Source organism: Pseudoflavitalea rhizosphaerae, assembly GCF_003991355.1.
GTDB lineage: Bacteria > Bacteroidota > Bacteroidia > Chitinophagales > Chitinophagaceae > Pseudobacter > Pseudobacter rhizosphaerae.
In genome coordinates this window covers 1-18361 of the sequence record NZ_RCSU01000014.1, presented here as the reverse complement: position 1 = coordinate 18361, position 18361 = coordinate 1, and the positions used below count along the sequence as shown (strand labels likewise).

The following is an 18361-nucleotide window of genomic DNA, read 5'->3' as shown; positions in this document are numbered from 1 at the left end:
CTATGATTTTCGATCCCGGCAAGCTAACGTTAACATTCTGGCAACTCATTCAACCCGTAGATACCTGGCTGATCACCCATATCAACCAGACCTGGGGGAATGAGTTTTTGGATACGGTTCTCCCCTATATGCGCGAGACATTTTTCTGGATCCCGCTCTATCTTTTCCTCCTGCTGTTTGTAACCATGAACTTCAAAGTGAAAGGCTGGTGGTGGTTTGCAGGGGTCATCATTACAGCTGCCCTGGCGGACCTGTTAAGCAGCCAGGTGATCAAACAGACCATAATGCGTACCCGCCCCTGCCAGGATATGGAAGTAGCGCCACTTTTAAGATTCTTTATCAGCTATTGCCCCCGGAGCTCCAGTTTCACCTCCTCCCATGCTACCAGCCATTTTGCCCAGGCCATGTTCTTTTTCTTAACATTGCGGCCAGTGATTGGAAAAATCGCCTGGATTTTCTTCTTTTGGGCATTTATCATCGGGTATACCCAAATATATGTGGGCGTACATTATCCTTTTGATGTATTTTGTGGGGCATTAATAGGATGCGGAATCGGATATATGACAGGCAAAATGTACAACAAACAGGTAGGTCCGCTTAGTTTAGACAAATAAAGCCAGCAATGGGAGAAATATTTATAATACTGGGATTGATTTTATTGAACGGTTTATTTTCAATGGCAGAAATCGCCCTGGTATCGGCCCGGAAGGCAAGACTGGAAGCACAGGCTAACAAGGGCGACAGCAGGGCAAAAGAAGCGCTGAAGCTGGCTAATCATCCCGACACTTTTCTGAGCACCGTACAGATCGGTATAACGCTTATCGGTATCCTAACCGGTATTTTCTCCGGCGAAAAACTGAAATCCGGATTGGTTGAATTCCTCCAGCAATACGAACTCACCAAAGCATATTCAAGCGGCCTTGCCACTGCCATCATCGTTGTGGCCGTAACCTATTTTTCACTGGTACTGGGCGAACTGCTGCCCAAACGCATCGGCCTCTCAAGACCCGAGACCATTGCCAAAACTGTGGCCGGCCCCATGCGCATCATCAGCATCGCCACCTATCCCTTTATCTGGTTACTCACTAAAAGCACCTACGTGCTGGTGAAACTCTTCGGCATCAAAGCAAAAGATAACCAGGTTACGGAAGAAGAGATCAAGGCTATCATTAGTGAAGGCACCGAGCAGGGCACCATCGAGGAGGCCGAACAGGAGATCATCGAACGCGTGTTCCACCTGGGGGACCGCAATATCACCAGCATCATGACCCACCGCAGCGATATCCTCTGGTTCGATGAAACAGACAACGAACAGAAAATCCGGGAGAAGATCCTGCGTGAACCACATTCTATATACCCTATCTGCCAGGGCAGCCTGGATAATCTCAAAGGCGTTGTATCTCTCAAAGACATGTACGTCACCAACGATATGACCGTTTTCGCCGCCATCATGAAACCGGCACTCTTCGTTCCCGAAAATATCACAGCCTATACCGTGCTGGAGAAATTCAAGAAACAGAAGATCCATGCCTGCTTCATCGTGGACGAATACGGCACATTACAGGGAATGATCACACTGAACGATATCCTGGAAGCCATCGTGGGCGACCTCCCGCAAATGGATATCGAAGATTATGAGATCCGCGAACGTGAAGACGGGTCCTACCTTGTAGACGGACAGATCCCATTCTACGATTTCCTCACGCATTTCGAGAAAACAGAATGGATGAACGAAGGTGAACAGGAATTCGATACACTCGCCGGCTTCATCCTGCACAAACTCGAACGCATCCCGCATACCGGAGATACTCTCGACTGGCAGGGCTTCCGCTTTGAAGTGGTGGACATGGACGCACAGCGCATCGACAAATTACTGGTGTACATCTCAGATGAGATCAAAGACAATATGGATGATGAGGATGATGACTAATACGATTACTCTCGCTGTGCCCTGTCGCTCGCGTCCCCGCGAGTGACTTCTATTCCGTCGCCTCCGGCGACACGGCGTTCGCCGGAGGCGAACAAATATGAATCACTCGCCAGAGGCGAGCGATTGGCGGCACCTTGTTAAAATTCAAACACCATATCAGCCTCAGGATTGCTGACCTTGTAACTTTTTCGCTTACCTCCCACCGTTACATGCATCATATTGATCTGCGATTCGTAAGTTTCGTAGAGGATATTGTTCTTCACAGAGATCCTTTTGGGAGGATTGGGCAGGTTGCTCACCTGGAAATAGCTCCAGACAACATCACGCTCATGCTCGAAGCCCACAAATTCCAGGTTCAACAGCTTACCGTCTGCAGTTATATTCAAATGCTTTACAATATATTCCTTCACCAACCTGTTTGCTTCCTCCTGGTTGGCAGGCTTGATGAGGTCCACACGCTTTTTCAGCGTTTCAGCAATGCCTTTCTCGAAATCATCCGTAAAAATTTTACAGCTGATCTCGATGGTTTTATCCGTAACATTGTGGTTGACATCTGTAACGCTCACATAAACAGGATGCAATGTAGAAGCGGTTTCCGCAGATGAATTGGGAGCGATGAGTACCGAAGCAACGGTCCAGAGCCATTTATACAGTAAGATTGCCATTAAACCTTCCGATTTTTTCATTACAAATCTCTTGATTATTTTGTACCCTTTACCGCTTATATGCAGGATTTTACATTATATTTTCAATTAGGCATAGGGCATATCCTCTCCCTGGACGCAATGGACCATATCCTTTTCGTTACAGCCCTCTGTTTACGGTATCTGTGGGCCGACTGGAAGAAAGTGGTGATCCTGGTCACGGCTTTTACCATCGGACATTCCATCACGCTGGGCATGAGCGCACTAGGTTATGTGGACTTCGACCGCAGCTGGATCGAATTCCTGATACCACTCACCATTGCCGCCACCTGCGTGAACAATATCTTTCAGAGACCCAAAAAAGAAAACAGCAAACTGCCGCTGATCTATTTCTTCGCGCTCTTCTTCGGTCTGATACATGGGCTGGCATTCGCCGGCGAATTCATGGCACTGGAAGGGAAAGAAGGACTGGCAGGGCATCTGCTCGCTTTCAATATCGGCATCGAAGTGGCGCAACTTGTAGTAGTGGTAGCCGTATTACTGCTCTCCTACCTGGTAGTACAGCTGGTGAAACTGCCGCGTCAATGGTGGCTCCGCAGCGCTTCGTTCATAATCTTAGTCTTTTCACTGGTCTGGGCATTCCAGCGCATTCCAAATAAACAAACATCGCATGATGAAAAAGTTGTCATTTCCGGCAGCTCTGATGCTATTGTTATGCTACGGTAGTATCAAAGCGCAGAACATCCAAAACAATCCTGGCTCCAACCACGGCAACCGGTTCGAGCAACTGGGAACTATCCTGCCAACCCCCAATGAATACCGTACCGCCAGCGGCGCTCCCGGTCCAAAGTACTGGCAGCAGCGTTGCGATTATGATATCAAATGTGAGCTGGACGAAGAAAAACAAACACTCACAGGCAGCGAAACAGTCACTTACTTCAACAATTCGCCCAACACACTAACGTACCTCTGGCTGCAGCTCGATGAGAACCAGCACAGTTCCGTGAACAATGCCGACTACCAGAACAACAGTACCGTTCCGTCCCAGCTCGACGTAAAGGCGCTCGACAGAATGGAAGAACAGAAAAAAGATAATGGCTACGGCTTCCAGATCCGTCTCCTGACTGATGCTACGGGTAAGCCACTCCGTTATACCATCAATAAGACCATGATGCGCGTTGAACTGCCTGCGCCACTGAAGGCCGGACAGCAATTCGTGTTCAAACTCAAATGGGATTACAAGATCGCGGACCGCATGACCTATGGCGGCAGAGGCGGTTATGAATATTTCCCTGAAGAAGGCAATTATCTCTTCACCATGGCCCAGTGGTATCCCCGTCTCTGCGTGTACAGCGATTTCCAGGGATGGCAGAACCACCAGTTCACCGGCCGCGGAGAGTTTGCCCTCACTTTCGGCAACTTCAAAGTACAAATGACCGTTCCCGCTGACCACGTGGTGGGTTCCACCGGCGAATGTCTCAATTATACCTCCAACCTCAGCGCTACACAGAAAGCACGCTGGGCAAAGGCTCAGACTTCCAAAGAACCAGTGGAGATCATTACCCTCGCTGAAGCAAAGGCTGCAGAAGGCAAAAAAACGAAAACGAAAAAAACCTGGATCTATAAGGCAGACAATGTGCGCGACTTCGCCTGGACCTCCAGCCGCAAATATGTTTGGGACGCCATGCCAGCTTATGTTGAAGGCAGAAAGGTAATGTGCATGAGCTTCTACCCCAAGGAATCCTATAACCTCTACAGCAGGTATTCCACCAAAGCAGTAGCCCATACCATCAAAACCTATTCTCATTTCTCCATTCCATATCCCTACCCTGTTGCACAGAGTGTGGAAGCCTCTAACGGAATGGAATACCCGATGATCTGCTTCAACTACGGACGTACAGAAAAAGATGGCTCCTATTCTGAAGCCACCAAATACGGTATGCTCGGCGTGATCATTCATGAAGTAGGTCATAACTTCTTCCCCATGATCATCAACAGTGATGAAAGACAATGGAGTTGGATGGATGAAGGCCTCAACTCATTTGTTGAATACCTCACCGAAGAACTCTGGGATAATAAATTCCCTGTTCGCGGCAAAGGACCAGCCTGGGCCATCGTGGATTACATGAAACTTCCCAAGGACCAGCTGGAGCCGATCATGAGCAATTCTGAGAACATTGTTCGTTTCGGTCCGAATGCTTATACCAAACCCGCTACAGGCCTGAATATCCTGCGCGAGACCATCATGGGCCGCGAGCTGTTTGATTATGCTTTCAAGGAATATGCACGCCGCTGGGCTTTCAAACATCCCGAACCGGCTGACCTCTTCCGCACCATGGAAGACGCTTCCGGTGAGGACCTCGACTGGTTCTGGAGGGGCTGGTTCTACACCACCGAGCCCTGCGATCAGAGCCTGGACAGTGTGAAATATTATAAAACAGATGCCGGTGCGCCACTCCAGGGCGATAAGGATTACACAGAGAACAGGAAACTGCAACCTCCGATGGGCTCCAACAATCCCGATGTAAGTAAGGAACGCAACAGGAACGATAAGACCATCAGTTTCCCAGTTGAAAAAGATACTGCACTGCAGGACTTCTATTATCGCTATGCACGTGGCAAAGAACCTTACGACACTGCTACTTACAAAGTGGAACTGCCTGCACGGATCGTTGTGGCCGATGAGGCTGCACAGGCGCGTGCTGCCGGAAAACATTTCTATGAAGTGTATGTGAGCAATAAAGGTGGATTGGTGATGCCCATCATTATCGAATGGACTTTCAAAGATGGCACCAAAGAAGTGGACCGCATTCCCGCACAGGTTTGGCGACTTGATGAGGAACGCGTAGTGAAGGCATTCATGAAAGACAAGGAAGTGGCTTCCGTGAAGCTGGACCCATACAAGGAAACAGCTGATATAGACGAAAGCAATAACGGCTGGAATACGATGCCCACGCCTTCAAGGTTTGCATTGTACAAGATGAAGAACCAGGCCGCTCCAAGAAGCGCTGCGCCCGGTATCAACCCAATGCAGAAAGCAGAAGAAAAGAAGAAGGGATTCTAAGAGTATCCACTCAATAAAAAAACCTGTCAGTTTTCAAGCCTTATGGCTTATACTGACAGGTTTTTATTTTACGGAAATCTTTGGCAGGAAGGACGGGCCTACGCGCAGGCGCGTAAAAAGAGGCCGGCCAAAGCAACAATAAATGGGATCCAAAAGAAGATGAATGAATTTCTCATATAGACTCGTTTTAACGGTTAACAGGGCGTAAAGTTACTTACGCATTATTGGAACATCGGTACTACTAAGCGGTATTTAATTATTTTTTATCATTTGGGCCGGAAGGCTTTTCGGTCTTTTTCCTGCGGCCACTATCTTTCAATGCCTTATCGATCAACCATTCGATCTGGCCGTTTACACTACGAAATTCATCCGCAGCCCATTTCTCGAGGGCCTTGTATACCTCTTCATCTATTCGTAATACAAAACTTTTCTTGCTGCTCACAGGTTTGTTTTTTGTTTCTTTTGTACGATCTGTACTTTTCCGTGCCCGGCTTCTTCCAGTGCGCGAAGGAATGCCTGCAGCCGCTGTGTGCCCAGCCATAGGCGGGTTCCGTCAGCTTCGATCTCCACTCCTTTCCTGCCACCCACCTGGTGCGCCCACCCATATCCCAAGCGGTACTTAGCGCCCAGCCCCTTCATGAACCTGTCTTTTACAGTGATCTTATGCAGGCGGTCCCAGGTGATGGCTTTATATTTTTTCCTGAACGGATACCAGCGGAAATAGATGCCTTCATCCGTGATCACCGTCTGCAAACTGTAAATATAGAAAAACAGCAGGTTGAGCAATGGTACGATCATCGCAACAATCGCAACAGTCCGTTCATACTTCGGGAAGTTCCGGTCCTTCGAAACGAGCAATGAATAATTACCGACCAGCACCAGTACAAAAACACTGATAATGATCAACCAGATCCACCACTGCCTGAACTGTTGATTTTCCGTAAATAATTTTTTACCTGTGGGCTTTTCTACACGCATTTCAAAGTGCTTGACTTATTGATAAAGGGTACCGGTATTCAGGATGGGCTGCGCGCCTTTCTCGCCGCATAATACCACCATCAGGTTGCTCACCATGGCGGCTTTCTTCTCTTCATCCAGTTGCACGATCTCTTTTTTAGACAATTGTTCCAGCGCCAGTTCCACCATGCCAACAGCGCCTTCCACGATCTTATAACGGGCAGCTACAATTGCAGTTGCCTGTTGCCTTTGCAACATCGCACCGGCGATCTCTGCAGCATAAGCCAGGTGGCTGATGCGCGCCTCCCGGATGAGAATGCCCGCCGCAGCCAGCCTGTTGCTCAGCTCTTTCTCCAGCATTTCATTCACTTTGTCGCCGCCATCGCGGAGCGTGATAGTGGCATGCTCATCTTCGAACTGGTCGTAAGGATAAGTAGTGGCCAGGTGCCTGATGGCTGCTTCACTCTGCACTTTCACATAGTGATCATAATCCTCCACTTCAAAAGCCGCTTTATAAGTATCCTGTACCTGCCAGACGATCACTGCTGCGATCTCAATGGGATTTCCAAGCTTATCATTCACTTTCAGTTTGGAACTTTCCAGGTTCTCTGCACGCAGCGAGATCTTTTCCGTGCTGTACAAAGGATTCACCCATAAAAGACCGTTCTCTTTTACAGTGCCGATATACTTTCCGAAGAACACGCAAACGCGGCTGTGATTGGGGTTCACCACCATAATTCCCTTGAACACAAAAATGCTGGCAATTACCAGGATAATGCCAGGAAGTACAAATCCGGTTTGTTCCGCTGAATTGATCAACATCACAACACCACCAACAAGTCCAAGCGTGGCAATGATCAGGGCGAGATAACCGGAAACAGGTTTGAAGATCTTTTCCATATTGGGGGAAATTTAGTTTAATATCATTTTGATATCAAATATACATCATGTTCCGCTAAATTCAAAGCCCTATCTTTACCGCCGGAAAACTTACATATATGAAAGGCTCACTAACCCTCATTCTTGGCGTATTGATCGCCCTCTGTACCCATGCAGGCACTGTAGATACCATCTCCGTTTACAGTAATGCGATGAAAAAAGACATCAGGACAGTTATCATTCTTCCATCCAAATACAAGAAGCTCAGGGATCTTCCGGTGGTATATCTTCTCCACGGCTGGAGCGGCAAGTATTCAGGTTGGATAAAAGAATCCCCGCAACTGAAGAAGACGGTGGACGACATGCAGATCATGATCGTTTGCCCGGATGCCGGCTTCAACAGCTGGTACTTCGATAGTCCGGTGGATTCAACAGTTCGTTACGAAACCTTTATCACCGGCGAGCTGGTGCCTTATATCGACCAGCATTACAAAACCAGTAGGGACAGGGCATTCCGCGCCATTGCCGGATTGAGCATGGGGGGGCATGGCGCCATGTACCTCTCCATCCGCCACAAAGATCTTTTTGGCAATGCGGGCAGCATGGCCGGTGGCGTTGATATCCGCCCCTTTCCAAAGAAATGGGACCTCTCCCAAAAGCTGGGCGACTCTGCCACACATCCGCAGAACTGGGAAAAATATACTGTGATCAATGTAGTGGACCAGTTGAAACCCGGCGAGCTCAACCTGATCATCGATTGCGGCATCGGCGATTTCTTCCTGCCCGTGAACCGCGCGTTTCACAAGAAATTACTGGAGATGAAGATCGAACATGATTATACGGAAAGGCCCGGCGCGCACAACAGCAAGTACTGGGGCAGTGCGGTGGATTACCAGTTGTTGTTTTTCAAAAAAGCATTTGATAAAGCGAGATCAGCACCGCTTCAATAAGTTCAGGGTGTGGCAGTCGCTCGCCTCCCGGCGAGTGACTTCTATTCCGTCGCCTCCGGCGCCACGGTGTTCGCCAGAGGCGAACCAATACCGGTCACTCGCCGGGAGGCGAGCGACTGGGCACTCCCTAATAAAACCGGGCTGTCCATTAAGGCCAGCCCGGTTTCGTTTATATATTCAGGTTAGTTTACTGTCTTGTACTTCCGTCCCTCACCTTGATCTTCTTTTTACCTGCGTTCTTCTTTTCGAAATCCATCACCTCCTGTGGTTTAGCCCCTGTTGGTTTCTTTTCTTTCGACACGGCATTATTGGAGGGCTCTCCTTCCAGTTTGCCAAGTACATAATTCTCCGTTCTCATGATGGTGCCGGATTCTGTATTGTAATATTTCCATACACCATGACGGATGGCTGCGCCTTCATTCTTAACGATCACCGTACGGTAGGAATCCAGCTTATCCAGGTCTTCGATCTCTAGTGTATCATATTCCTTATCCGGGTTCATGGCTTTCCAGCTCTGCTCCAGTTTTAATTGACCGAATTTGGTATAGTACTGGCAGATGCCATCTTTCATGCCCCATTTGTAATGCTCAACGCCCACGAGATCGCCTTCCAGACTGAAGAGGCGCCACTCGCCTTCTTTGCGATTGTGCTTGTACCAGCCTTCTTCCTCATAGCCGGGCTCACCGCGAACGCTCTCGTATCGATGGACCCAGGGTCCCTGTTTGCGATCCTTCTGGTCAATGCGATTGAGAGTGTCATTGTTCGCATTGAGCTTGTAATCTTTCCACAACTGTGCCTGTGTATCGAACGCGATTAACAGGCAGAGAATAGCTATCCAACGCATGGTATCAGGTTTTTATCAGTAGCAATGTACAATAATAACGCCAGACCGGCCGTCTTCATTGCCCTGTGGCGTATTCAGGGCAAATCACGCATTTCAGAATATTTGCAATTGTTATATTGATATTAGCGTGGAGCTTATTACCTTGAGGGCCTTAAAATTCCCAGGCTTGAAAGCAGGCATTCCATTTTTTCTGTTTTTGTTCATCGGATCAGTTGTGATGGGGCAACAGAAACCACCGGCGTCCAAAACGGGCCAGCCAAAAGCGGCGGGCAAAGTTGACCCGGTGATGGGCATCCCTCCTTCCAAAATGACGATAGCGCAGATGAAAAAGGCCATCGAGCTATCCGGCAATGGTCCGCTCTATGTAAAGGATGTGCTGAAGAAAAAGTTCAAACTGGATACCATCATCGTACGCAGGACCTGGGGATTCCTGGGACTGGCGGACAGCCTGGCATTTCATGGAAAGGTCAATAAAGTTTACGGGCCCTACGATAAAGGGAAGTTCCTCGTTCAGATACTGGCCAAAAACCCAAATATGTTCAACCATATCGGTCAGATCTTTATAGACACCAGCGTGATTGCGCCGAAGGTTGCCGATTCGCTGGGGAATGTGATCATGGATAAGATCAGGAATGGCAGCACCAGTTTTGAAGAGATGGCTGTTGTCTGGAGCATGGGCGGGGAAGCCGCCACCCGCGGAGATATTGGCTGGGTAGCCGTAGGCGCCATGATCCCCGAGATAGAAAAGGAATTGAGGAAAAAGAAAAAAGGAGACATCTTCAGTGTGTGGACGAAAGCCGGATTGCATATTATTCGCAAAACAGATGAACCTGAAGAGAAAGACGGATATGCTTTGATGATGCGCATATTTCTCAATTAAACAAGGAACTGGAAAAAGCAGGTGAATAGTCAACTGCTTTTCTACGATAAAAGCCGGATAGTGATGCTATCCGGCTTTGTAATATTGTGCTTTTCGTATTGATCAACCCTTATCAGTAAGATACAACAGCGCCAGTTCATATCCTTTCAAACCCAGGCCGATGATACTGCCCGCTGCCTTAGCACTCACATGCGAGATCTTCCTGAACTCCTCACGGGCATGCACATTCGAAATATGTACTTCCACTACCGGAGTGGTGATAGCCGCAATGGCATCGCCGATGGCCACTGAAGTATGTGTGTATGCAGCAGGATTCATGATGATGCCATCGTACTCATACCCTACACGTTGTAGTTCATTCACCAGTTCGCCTTCAATATTGCTCTGGAAATAGTGGAAATGGATATGCGGGTATTTCTCTTGCAGGAAAGCGAAATAATCCTCAAATGACATATTCCCGTAAATGCCTTTTTCACGTTTGCCAAGCAGGTTGAGATTGGGACCATTGATGATGGCGATCTTCATTGAAGTGGTTTTATGAGGCACTAAAATACGCAGATTGTTTGGAAATGCGACTGGATTGAATTCAGCCGTCATCAGGACCTGACGCCGGCAATCAATGACTTTTTAGTTGTTATTTACACTCGTATTCAAACTTCCAGGTATTTATCTCACCTGTCAATGAGCCCCAGTTATCTAGCCTCAGCACTGCTTTGGTAATATTGCCCGAAGCATCTCTTTCGTATGTATGACTTATAGAAGCGATGGCATCGCCATTTGCGTTCCTGCCAGTCAGAGACCTTGCCAAATGCTTTGAGGGAACAGGATAGATATGGCTTCCGGGGAAAAGGTGGATAGTCCCGATGTTCTCGCTTATATTTAAAGCGCTCAATAACCCAAGAGTATTTTCAATATCGGAATATTCAACAGTAAAACCATCCAGGAAACTGTTATCAGCAATTTTTCTCCTGTAACATTTAGTAAGGTTCCCGTTTTTATCAAACCCAGTTTCAAAGTAATAATCTTTCGGATATCCGCCGTCAGCAGCATCAACCCTGCTAAGTTGCCCCTCATTGTCGTATTGATATGTGAACTCTTGTCCAAGGAAATATTTGGATTTGATCAGTTTGTTCTGGGCATTGTATTCGTATTGGATTAGAAAAGGATCCTGCGGGTCTCCACCCCAGATCTTATCCAATAGGGATGTCCCTGGCTTGTAAACGAAATCCATCCAGTCGAAGAAAATGGTAGTTGCAAATTCCATAGTCATTGCGGAGGGAAGACCATTGGAATTGTATCTGAACTGATATACAGAATCCGTATCCGGGTCAAGCCCCTGAGTTACTTTAACGAGTTTACATTTAGGTTTTTCTTCTTGTGTATTACCTTCCTTTTGGCAGGAAGAGAACATCATAAGGACTGTTATCGCGGCGCTCAGGAATTCAAGTTTCATAGCTTATTATTAGGAGGTTTAGAAGATCAATCAATAAAAACAGCCACCCCAACACAAGTTCATTGTGCTATGAAGTGGCTGGTTCAATAAAATACCCGAAAGCTTTCTCCGGCTTAATTGTGCTTTTTGATCAGCTCAATGAAGTCGTCGAACAGGTAGCGGCTATCGTGCGGCCCTGGTGTGCTTTCCGGGTGATATTGTACAGAAAAGGCGGGTCTGTCTTTCAGACGGATGCCTTCGATTGATTCGTCGTTCAGGTTAACGTGTGTGATCTCCACGTTAGTGGCTTTGGACACTTCTTTGGGATCTACGCCAAAACCGTGGTTCTGGGTAGTTACCTCACATTTACCTGTGATCAGGTTTTTCACCGGGTGGTTGAGGCCGCGGTGGCCGTGGTGCATTTTGAAAGTATTGATACCGCTTGCGAGGGCCAGTAACTGGTGGCCGAGACAGATTCCGAATGTAGGTTTGCTTTCATTCAGTACATCCTTCACGGTATCGATGGCATAATCCATGGCGGCGGGGTCTCCGGGGCCATTGGAGATGAAATAACCGTTAGGGCTAAACGCTTTCAGGTCTGCCAGTTTGGATTTTGCAGGGAACACTTTCAGGTGTGCGCCCCTGTCTACCATGCACTGGAGGATATGTTGCTTGGTGCCGTAGTCCAGTACTGCAATGCGTACATCGGAGTTGGGATCGCCCATGGTGTAAGCTTCATTGGTGCTCACTTTGCTGGCGAGCTCCAGGCCGTCCATGCTGGGCACTTTAGCGAGTTCTTTTTTCAGTTCTTCCACATCCAGTATCTCGGAAGAGATGATGCAGTTCATGGCGCCTTTCTGACGTACATGCGTAACCAGGTCGCGGGTATCCACGCCTTCGATGCACACGATATTGTTCATCTGCATGTAGGTATCCAGGGAGGCATTGGCCAGTTTGCGGGAGTATTGCTCCTCGAGGTTACGTCCGATAAGCCCACGGATCTTAACGCTGTCAGACTCCACTTCATCATCCTTTATACCGTAGTTACCTACGTGTACATTGTTCATGATGATGATCTGTCCATAATAACTGGGATCGGTAAAAACTTCCTGGTACCCGGTCATACCTGTATTGAAACAGATCTCGCCGGTGGTTGTACCGATCTTACCAAATGCTTTACCATAATGAACCGTACCATCTTCCAGAAGGAGTATGGCCTGTTTTTGAAGAGGTGTTGACATGTTTTTCAAAAAAAGTTTTGCAAAGAAACACAATAATTGAATGCGATGGCCTGCTAAATTTTACACAGTTTATTCTCACTGGCAGGCCGTAAAAAAGCCCTGCTCTTTTGCAAGCAGGGCTTTGATATGTAATGCGCTAATCATCTGATTATTCGGCTGCGGGAGCTTCAGGTGCTGCAGCTTCAGTGCTGTCTGCTTTTTTAGCGGTAGAGCGGCTACGACGTGTTTTCTTAGCAGCTTCTTTAACCTCACCTTTACCCTTACCGTAGATCTCGTTGAAGTCAACCAGTTCGATCATTGCCCTTTCAGCGTTGTCACCCTGACGGATGCCCAACTTGATGATGCGGGTATAACCACCGGGACGGCCACCGATCTTTTCAGCGATAGGTCCGAACAGTTCAGTTACAGCCTCTTTGTCCTGCAGGTAGCTGAACACTACACGACGTTGGTGAGTGGTGTTCTCTTTTCCTTTAGTGATCAGGGGCTCAGCATATTTACGCAGTGCCTTGGCTTTGGCCAGGGTGGTAACGATACGCTTGTGCATGATCAGCTGGCTGGTCATATTGCTGAGCATTGCTGCCCTGTGGCTGGCTGTTCTGCCGAGATTGTTGATCTTGTCTCCGTGACGCATGACGATTTGTTTTTAGATTCAGTTGCACCGTGTCAGGAATTGCAACCTACAAGTGAATATTTAACTAGAGTTCTTCTTTGTCCAGTCCCAGCTTGCTGAGGTCCATACCGAAGTGGAGGCCTCTTTCTGCCAGTACCTGCTCGATCTCAGCCAGAGATTTCTGACCGAAGTTACGGAACTTCATCAGGTCTTCCTGCTCGTACTGAACCAGCTCAGAGAGTGAGTTGATCTTGGCGGCTTTCAGACAGTTGAAGGCGCGAACAGAAAGATCCAGGTCTTCCAGCGGAGTTTTCAGGATCTTGCGGAGCTGCAGCATTTGCTCATCCACCACATCTTCTTTCTTGTCTTCCTTATTGTCGAAAGTGATGTTCTCATCAGTGATGATCATCAGGTGCTGGATCAGGATGCGGCTTGCTTGTTTCACCGCTTCTTCCGGGTGGATAGTACCGTCTGTAGCAACATCCATGATGAGTTTCTCATAGTCGGTACGTTGTTCCACACGCGTATTCTCGATAGCGTATTTTACATTCTTGATCGGAGTGTAAATGGCGTCAGTTGGGATATAACCGAACGGAGCGTCTTTTACTTTGTTATCCTCAGCAGGAACATAACCACGGCCTTTGGATACAGACAGCTCGATGTCCAGCTTGGCTGAGCTATCGAGTGTGCAGATCAGCAGCTCGGGGTTCATGATCTCGAAGCTTTGAGTAGCTTCACCGATCATACCGGCAGTGAATTCTGTTTTATTTTTGATGCTCAGGGTGATCTTTTCCTGGGCCACTTCATGCTCCACTTTCTTCTTGAAGCGAACCTGTTTCAGGTTCAGAATGATCTCCAGAACGTCTTCAGTGATGCCCTTGATGGTAGCGAACTCATGATCTACACCTTCGATGCGGATACCAGTGATCGCAAAACCTTCCAGAGAGCTCAGCAATACCCTGCGAAGGGCGTTACCGATGGTTACACCGAAGCCGGGTTCCAGCGGACGGAACTCGAATTGTGCTTCGAATTCTGTTGCTTTCTGCAGAACGATTTTGTCTGGTTTTTGGAAATTTAAAATGGCCATATTTTAAAATTTCAGTTTAATGATTACTTAGAATACAATTCAACAATCAACTGCTCCTTAATGTTCTCAGGAATGCTTTCACGCTCTGGATAAGCTACGAAAGTACCCTGCATTTCGGACTCACTCCAATCCATCCAGGTGAATTTTGCATTCTTTCCGCGGAAAGTTCCGGTAATGGAAGCATTGGCTTTGTCTTTCTCACGAACACTGATCACATCGCCTGGCTTCAGTTGGAAAGAAGGGATGTTCACCACCTCGCCATTCACTGTTACGTGTTTGTGGCTAACGAGCTGACGGGCGCCGGGACGGCTGGCAGCCATACCGAGACGGTAAACAGCGTTATCGAGACGTGCTTCGAGGAGCTTCATCAGGTTCTCACCTGTTGCACCTTTACGGCGTGCAGCCTCATCGAATGTTCTGCGGAATTGTTTTTCCAGTACACCGTAAGTGTATTTGGCTTTTTGCTTTTCTTTCAACTGCAGCGCATACTCACCGGGTGCTTTACGCTTCTTGGTAGGACCATGTTGTCCGGGAGGATTGCTGTTCTTGCTGAGATATTTGCCGTTGCCTAAGATAGGCTCGCCGAAAATGCGGCAGATTCTTGTTTTTGGACCAGTATAACGTGCCATAATTGTTAAATTGATTTTTTGATGACGGTCTCGCGATCAGTAAAAATCAATAAAAATGAATCGCAGACCCGGTTATAAAATAAGCTTTCAGCAATGGCAGAAAGATCCTGTCCGATTGCTGAAAGCCGGTATAAATACTAAACTCTTCTTTTCTTGGGAGGACGGCAACCGTTGTGTGGTAACGGCGTAACGTCTTTGATCATCACCACTTCGATGCCGCTTTGAGCGAGAGAGCGGATAGCTCCTTCACGACCAGCGCCGGGGCCCTGAACGTAAACATCAACTTTCTTCACGCCTGCATCGATGGCAGTTTTAGATGCATCAGCAGAAGCCATCTGAGCTGCATACGGAGTGTTCTTTTTGGAACCTCTGAAGCCCATTTTACCGGCGCTGCTCCAGGAGATAACCTGGCCTTGCTTGTTAGTGATGCTGATGATGAGGTTGTTGAACGTGGCGGAGATATGTGCATCGCCATAAGAGTCAACTTTAACCACTCTCTTCTTGGCAGCAGCTTTTGCGCCGCCCTTCTGATTTCCTTGTGCTTTAGCCATAAACTTAAAAAGGTAGTCTGTAAATTATTTAAAATGAACTCACCGAAATGAGCGGGACCAATCCTCCTGCCGACCCTTGCGATCCGGTACCGGTCCTCGTTTACGCTGCTCGTAAGAACAACAGGTCTGAATATGATGAAAGACGCAACTGGTAGCTGCGTCTCGTCAATCTATTTCTTAGCGGCCTTTTTCTTACCGGCAACTGTTTTACGTTTACCTTTTCTCGTACGGCTGTTTGTGCGTGTGCGTTGACCACGAACAGGCAGACCTTTACGATGGCGCAGTCCACGGTAGCAGGCAATATCAAGCAGACGCTTGATGCTCATCTGTACTTCAGAACGCAGTTGTCCTTCTACTTTGAACTCATTCGTAATGATGTTACGAATAGCATTCAGCTCATCATCATTCCACTGATTCACTTTCTTGCTTAAGTCGATCCCTGCTTTCTCAAGGATGTACTGGGAAGTAGAACGACCGATACCATAGATATAGGTAAGACCGATTTCTCCACGCTTATTTTTAGGTAAGTCTACACCGGCAATACGAGCCATATTAACTGTTTATTGTTTGTTGATAGTTTGATTCAATGCTGATTATCCCTGACGTTGCTTGAATCGGGGATTCTTTTTGTTGATCACGTACAGGCGACCTTTCCTTCTCACGATCTTGCAATCAGCGCTGCGTTTTTTAATTGATGCTCTAACTTTCATAACGTTTGTTTTTGATGCAACGGCTTTACAGCGTTACTTATTTATACCTGAAAATTATCCTTCCTCTTGACAGATCATACGGGCTCATTTCCACCCCTACTTTGTCGCCCGGAAGAATACGGATATAATTCATGCGCATCTTGCCGGAGATGGTGGCCAGGATCTCGTGGCCGTTTTCCAGTTTCACTTTGAACATTGCGTTCGACAGTGCTTCTGTAATTTGTCCATCTTGTTTGATTAAAGGTTGTTTGCCCATACACTTTTAAGGAGGCGCAAAGATAGGAATTTCAGCCAGAAATATGAAAAAAATAACAGAGCATTTTTTTCAGGCATTCTGTAACACCGGCTGAACAAGCCTTTGGGCCCCATTTTTATTGGAAAAAACCTAGGCAGGGTTGAGGTCTACCTTGGTCATTTGGTGATAATGGTTCTGTAATTCATGCACATTGATCGGCTCTCTCAGGCTCCGCCTGTCTTCCCTCCACCAGATCTCCATCGTGTTGAAATCACCCTCTTTAGGGATCATCACCCGGAAACTGTTCTTCATGTACTTGATGGCCCCATCGTCCAGGTTATGCCGGGTAAATCCCAGCTTAAACAGTTGATTTTCATCCAATGGCACCGGAAACAAATGGTCTGGCGTAAACCAGAATTCCTGAACATCGGTCTCCACCCCTACTTCCTTGTCTTCCCTGTTCAGTTCTGTAACAGTTCCGTCAATCATCTGGCCTTCATATTCGACCCTAACGATGTCTCCTGGTCTGAGCTCTGAAAGTTTGATCATAATGGCAGCAGTTTAAAGTGAAACCTAATTTACAAAACGCTGGTAATATAAAAAATTATCTTTCTGCGTTTTATAATCAGGGTTTCCACTTAAAAACCGGAATCTGCCAGTTTTTTATTAATGAAAAGGACCTCTTCATGGCTCAGCTTTACAGCCGCCGCTCTCGCATTCTGCACTGCCTGCTCCTCATTCCTTGCCCCTGCCAGCGCAATGGTGATTCCCGGCTGCCTGATGGTCCAGGCCAGCACCAGTTGTCCCAGGGTGGCGCTTTTCGCCTCAGCCAGCGGCCTGATCTCGTCCAGGAACTTATTTGTTTTGATGATATTCGCTTCGGTATAGAAACGGTTTCCCTCGCGGGTATCGCCTTCGCCGAACTGGTGGCCGGGTTTGATCTTGCCGGTCAGCAAGCCCCTTTGCAGCGGGCTGTAGGCGATGATCGATTTCTTATTGTCGATGCAGTAAGGCACCAGTTCTTTTTCAATGTCACGGTAGATCATGCTGTAGCTCACCTGATCGGAAGCGAGTTTAATGGTCTGCCCAGCTTCCTTCATCTGGCTGGTGTTATAATTACAAACACCGGCAGCCCTGATCTTTCCCTGCTTCACCAGGGTTTCCAACGCTTCCATTGTTTCGGAAATCGGCGTGGTCACGTCGGGCCAGTGCAACTGGTACAGATCGATATAATCTGTTTTCAGTCTGCGCAGGCATTGTTCTACTTCATAGATCACACTTTCTTTCGATGCCAGTTTATAGATATCGATCTCCTTTCCGTAATTGTCTTTGGAGTGCATCACAAAATCTCCCTTCTTCACATCCCAGCGCATGCCGAACTTTGTAAGGATCTGCACTTTATTACGGGGAATACCTTCGATGGCTTCAGCCACGATCTCTTCACTCACCCCCATTCCGTAAATGGGTGCTGTATCGATACTGGTAACGCCTTCATGGTAGGCGGCGCGAATGGCCTTCACGGCGTCCTGCCTGTCTGATCCGCCCCACATCCATCCGCCGATGGCCCATGCTCCAAAAGTGATTACCGATGCTTCAACCTCTGTTTCGCCTAATTTTCTATATTCCATTTGCTTCCGGATTTAAAAACGCAAAGGTAGGCAATACATAAAATATAGCAAGTTGTGGCAGTCGCTCGCCTCTGGCCTACGGTGTACCCA

23 protein-coding genes are annotated in these 18361 nt (G+C 47.6%); 6 read left to right on the top strand and 17 right to left on the bottom strand.

The window, feature by feature from the left end; genetic code table 11:
- Nucleotides 1-2: 2 nt before the first annotated feature.
- Together D9Y29_RS21115 and D9Y29_RS21110 are read left to right on the top strand one after the other, a co-directional pair.
- Entirely contained in the window at nucleotides 3-614 is a 612-nt protein-coding gene (locus tag D9Y29_RS21115; protein WP_127132018.1) for a phosphatase PAP2 family protein, read from the top strand.
- Nucleotides 615-622: 8 nt separating this feature from the next.
- Nucleotides 623-1930: a hemolysin family protein gene (locus D9Y29_RS21110; protein ID WP_127132016.1), complete on the top strand. Its 1308-nt coding sequence runs from the start codon at nucleotides 623-625 to the stop codon at nucleotides 1928-1930.
- A 137-nt stretch (nucleotides 1931-2067) separates the two neighbouring features.
- Here the strand turns inward: D9Y29_RS21110 and D9Y29_RS21105 are convergent, their stop codons facing one another.
- The gene (locus tag D9Y29_RS21105; RefSeq protein WP_127132014.1) at nucleotides 2068-2595 is read right to left on the bottom strand and encodes a DUF6702 family protein; all 528 of its coding nucleotides are present in this window, start codon (nucleotides 2593-2595) and stop codon (nucleotides 2068-2070) included.
- 60 nt (nucleotides 2596-2655) lie between these two features.
- Between D9Y29_RS21105 and D9Y29_RS21100 the strand changes: the two genes are divergently transcribed.
- Nucleotides 2656-3300 carry a HupE/UreJ family protein gene (locus tag D9Y29_RS21100; protein ID WP_127132012.1) on the top strand — a complete coding sequence of 215 codons (645 nt, stop codon included), beginning with the start codon at nucleotides 2656-2658 and terminating at the stop codon, nucleotides 3298-3300.
- Nucleotides 3248-5638, top strand: a complete 2391-nt coding sequence (locus D9Y29_RS21095) for a M1 family metallopeptidase (protein ID WP_164735512.1) — start codon at nucleotides 3248-3250, stop codon at nucleotides 5636-5638. Before D9Y29_RS21100 ends, D9Y29_RS21095 begins: the two co-directional genes overlap by 53 nt.
- Before the next feature lie 256 nt (nucleotides 5639-5894).
- On the opposite strand, the gene D9Y29_RS21090 is transcribed toward D9Y29_RS21095, so the two are convergent.
- From D9Y29_RS21090 to D9Y29_RS21080, 3 genes are read right to left on the bottom strand one after another with little or no spacing between them, the layout of a single operon-like run.
- Nucleotides 5895-6080 carry a type II toxin-antitoxin system antitoxin gene (locus D9Y29_RS21090; protein ID WP_127132010.1) on the bottom strand — a complete coding sequence of 62 codons (186 nt, stop codon included), beginning with the start codon at nucleotides 6078-6080 and terminating at the stop codon, nucleotides 5895-5897.
- On the bottom strand, nucleotides 6077-6616 hold the full coding sequence (locus D9Y29_RS21085) for a hypothetical protein (protein WP_127132008.1): 540 nt from the start codon (nucleotides 6614-6616) through the stop codon (nucleotides 6077-6079). The genes D9Y29_RS21090 and D9Y29_RS21085 overlap by 4 nt, the downstream gene beginning before the upstream one ends.
- A 15-nt stretch (nucleotides 6617-6631) precedes the next feature.
- Nucleotides 6632-7495: an SPFH domain-containing protein gene (locus D9Y29_RS21080; RefSeq protein WP_127132006.1), complete on the bottom strand. Its 864-nt coding sequence runs from the start codon at nucleotides 7493-7495 to the stop codon at nucleotides 6632-6634.
- 98 nt (nucleotides 7496-7593) lie between these two features.
- Between D9Y29_RS21080 and D9Y29_RS21075 the strand changes: the two genes are divergently transcribed.
- Nucleotides 7594-8424, top strand: coding sequence for an alpha/beta hydrolase (locus tag D9Y29_RS21075; RefSeq protein ID WP_127132004.1), 831 nt, complete (start codon nucleotides 7594-7596; stop codon nucleotides 8422-8424).
- A 187-nt stretch (nucleotides 8425-8611) separates the two neighbouring features.
- On the opposite strand, the gene D9Y29_RS21070 is transcribed toward D9Y29_RS21075, so the two are convergent.
- Entirely contained in the window at nucleotides 8612-9268 is a 657-nt protein-coding gene (locus tag D9Y29_RS21070) for a toxin-antitoxin system YwqK family antitoxin (protein WP_127132002.1), read from the bottom strand.
- A 166-nt stretch (nucleotides 9269-9434) separates the two neighbouring features.
- Between D9Y29_RS21070 and D9Y29_RS21065 the strand changes: the two genes are divergently transcribed.
- Entirely contained in the window at nucleotides 9435-10148 is a 714-nt protein-coding gene (locus D9Y29_RS21065; protein WP_127132000.1) for a peptidylprolyl isomerase, read from the top strand.
- A 102-nt stretch (nucleotides 10149-10250) separates the two neighbouring features.
- Here D9Y29_RS21065 and aroQ read toward each other — a convergent pair whose 3' ends face one another.
- The 12 genes from aroQ to D9Y29_RS21005 all read right to left on the bottom strand — a co-directional run bounded on the left by aroQ (nucleotide 10251) and on the right by D9Y29_RS21005 (nucleotide 18271).
- A complete protein-coding gene (gene aroQ / locus D9Y29_RS21060; RefSeq protein ID WP_127131998.1) occupies nucleotides 10251-10673 on the bottom strand; it encodes a type II 3-dehydroquinate dehydratase in 423 nt (140 codons plus the stop codon).
- Nucleotides 10674-10782: 109 nt separating this feature from the next.
- On the bottom strand, nucleotides 10783-11601 hold the full coding sequence (locus tag D9Y29_RS21055) for a hypothetical protein (protein ID WP_127131996.1): 819 nt from the start codon (nucleotides 11599-11601) through the stop codon (nucleotides 10783-10785).
- Between the two features lie 113 nt (nucleotides 11602-11714).
- Nucleotides 11715-12821, bottom strand: coding sequence for a glutamine-hydrolyzing carbamoyl-phosphate synthase small subunit (gene carA / locus D9Y29_RS21050; protein ID WP_127131994.1), 1107 nt, complete (start codon nucleotides 12819-12821; stop codon nucleotides 11715-11717).
- 148 nt (nucleotides 12822-12969) lie between these two features.
- Nucleotides 12970-13452 (bottom strand): 50S ribosomal protein L17, encoded by a 483-nt coding sequence (rplQ, locus tag D9Y29_RS21045; protein WP_127131992.1) that lies wholly within the window; start codon nucleotides 13450-13452, stop codon nucleotides 12970-12972.
- A gap of 64 nt (nucleotides 13453-13516) precedes the next feature.
- The gene (locus tag D9Y29_RS21040; RefSeq protein ID WP_127131990.1) at nucleotides 13517-14518 is read right to left on the bottom strand and encodes a DNA-directed RNA polymerase subunit alpha; all 1002 of its coding nucleotides are present in this window, start codon (nucleotides 14516-14518) and stop codon (nucleotides 13517-13519) included.
- A 23-nt stretch (nucleotides 14519-14541) separates the two neighbouring features.
- Nucleotides 14542-15147, bottom strand: a complete 606-nt coding sequence (gene rpsD, locus D9Y29_RS21035) for a 30S ribosomal protein S4 (RefSeq protein ID WP_127131988.1) — start codon at nucleotides 15145-15147, stop codon at nucleotides 14542-14544.
- Nucleotides 15148-15284: 137 nt separating this feature from the next.
- Nucleotides 15285-15698 (bottom strand): 30S ribosomal protein S11, encoded by a 414-nt coding sequence (rpsK, locus tag D9Y29_RS21030; RefSeq protein ID WP_127131986.1) that lies wholly within the window; start codon nucleotides 15696-15698, stop codon nucleotides 15285-15287.
- Between the two features lie 170 nt (nucleotides 15699-15868).
- A complete protein-coding gene (gene rpsM / locus D9Y29_RS21025) occupies nucleotides 15869-16249 on the bottom strand; it encodes a 30S ribosomal protein S13 (RefSeq protein ID WP_127131984.1) in 381 nt (126 codons plus the stop codon).
- A gap of 42 nt (nucleotides 16250-16291) precedes the next feature.
- The gene (ykgO, locus tag D9Y29_RS21020; RefSeq protein WP_010519235.1) at nucleotides 16292-16408 is read right to left on the bottom strand and encodes a type B 50S ribosomal protein L36; all 117 of its coding nucleotides are present in this window, start codon (nucleotides 16406-16408) and stop codon (nucleotides 16292-16294) included.
- A 37-nt stretch (nucleotides 16409-16445) separates the two neighbouring features.
- A complete protein-coding gene (gene infA / locus D9Y29_RS21015) occupies nucleotides 16446-16664 on the bottom strand; it encodes a translation initiation factor IF-1 (RefSeq protein ID WP_127131982.1) in 219 nt (72 codons plus the stop codon).
- Nucleotides 16665-16793: 129 nt separating this feature from the next.
- Nucleotides 16794-17192 carry a hypothetical protein gene (locus D9Y29_RS21010; protein ID WP_127131980.1) on the bottom strand — a complete coding sequence of 133 codons (399 nt, stop codon included), beginning with the start codon at nucleotides 17190-17192 and terminating at the stop codon, nucleotides 16794-16796.
- Between the two features lie 89 nt (nucleotides 17193-17281).
- Nucleotides 17282-18271 (bottom strand): aldo/keto reductase, encoded by a 990-nt coding sequence (locus D9Y29_RS21005; RefSeq protein WP_127131978.1) that lies wholly within the window; start codon nucleotides 18269-18271, stop codon nucleotides 17282-17284.
- Between the last annotated feature and the right edge of the window lie 90 nt (nucleotides 18272-18361).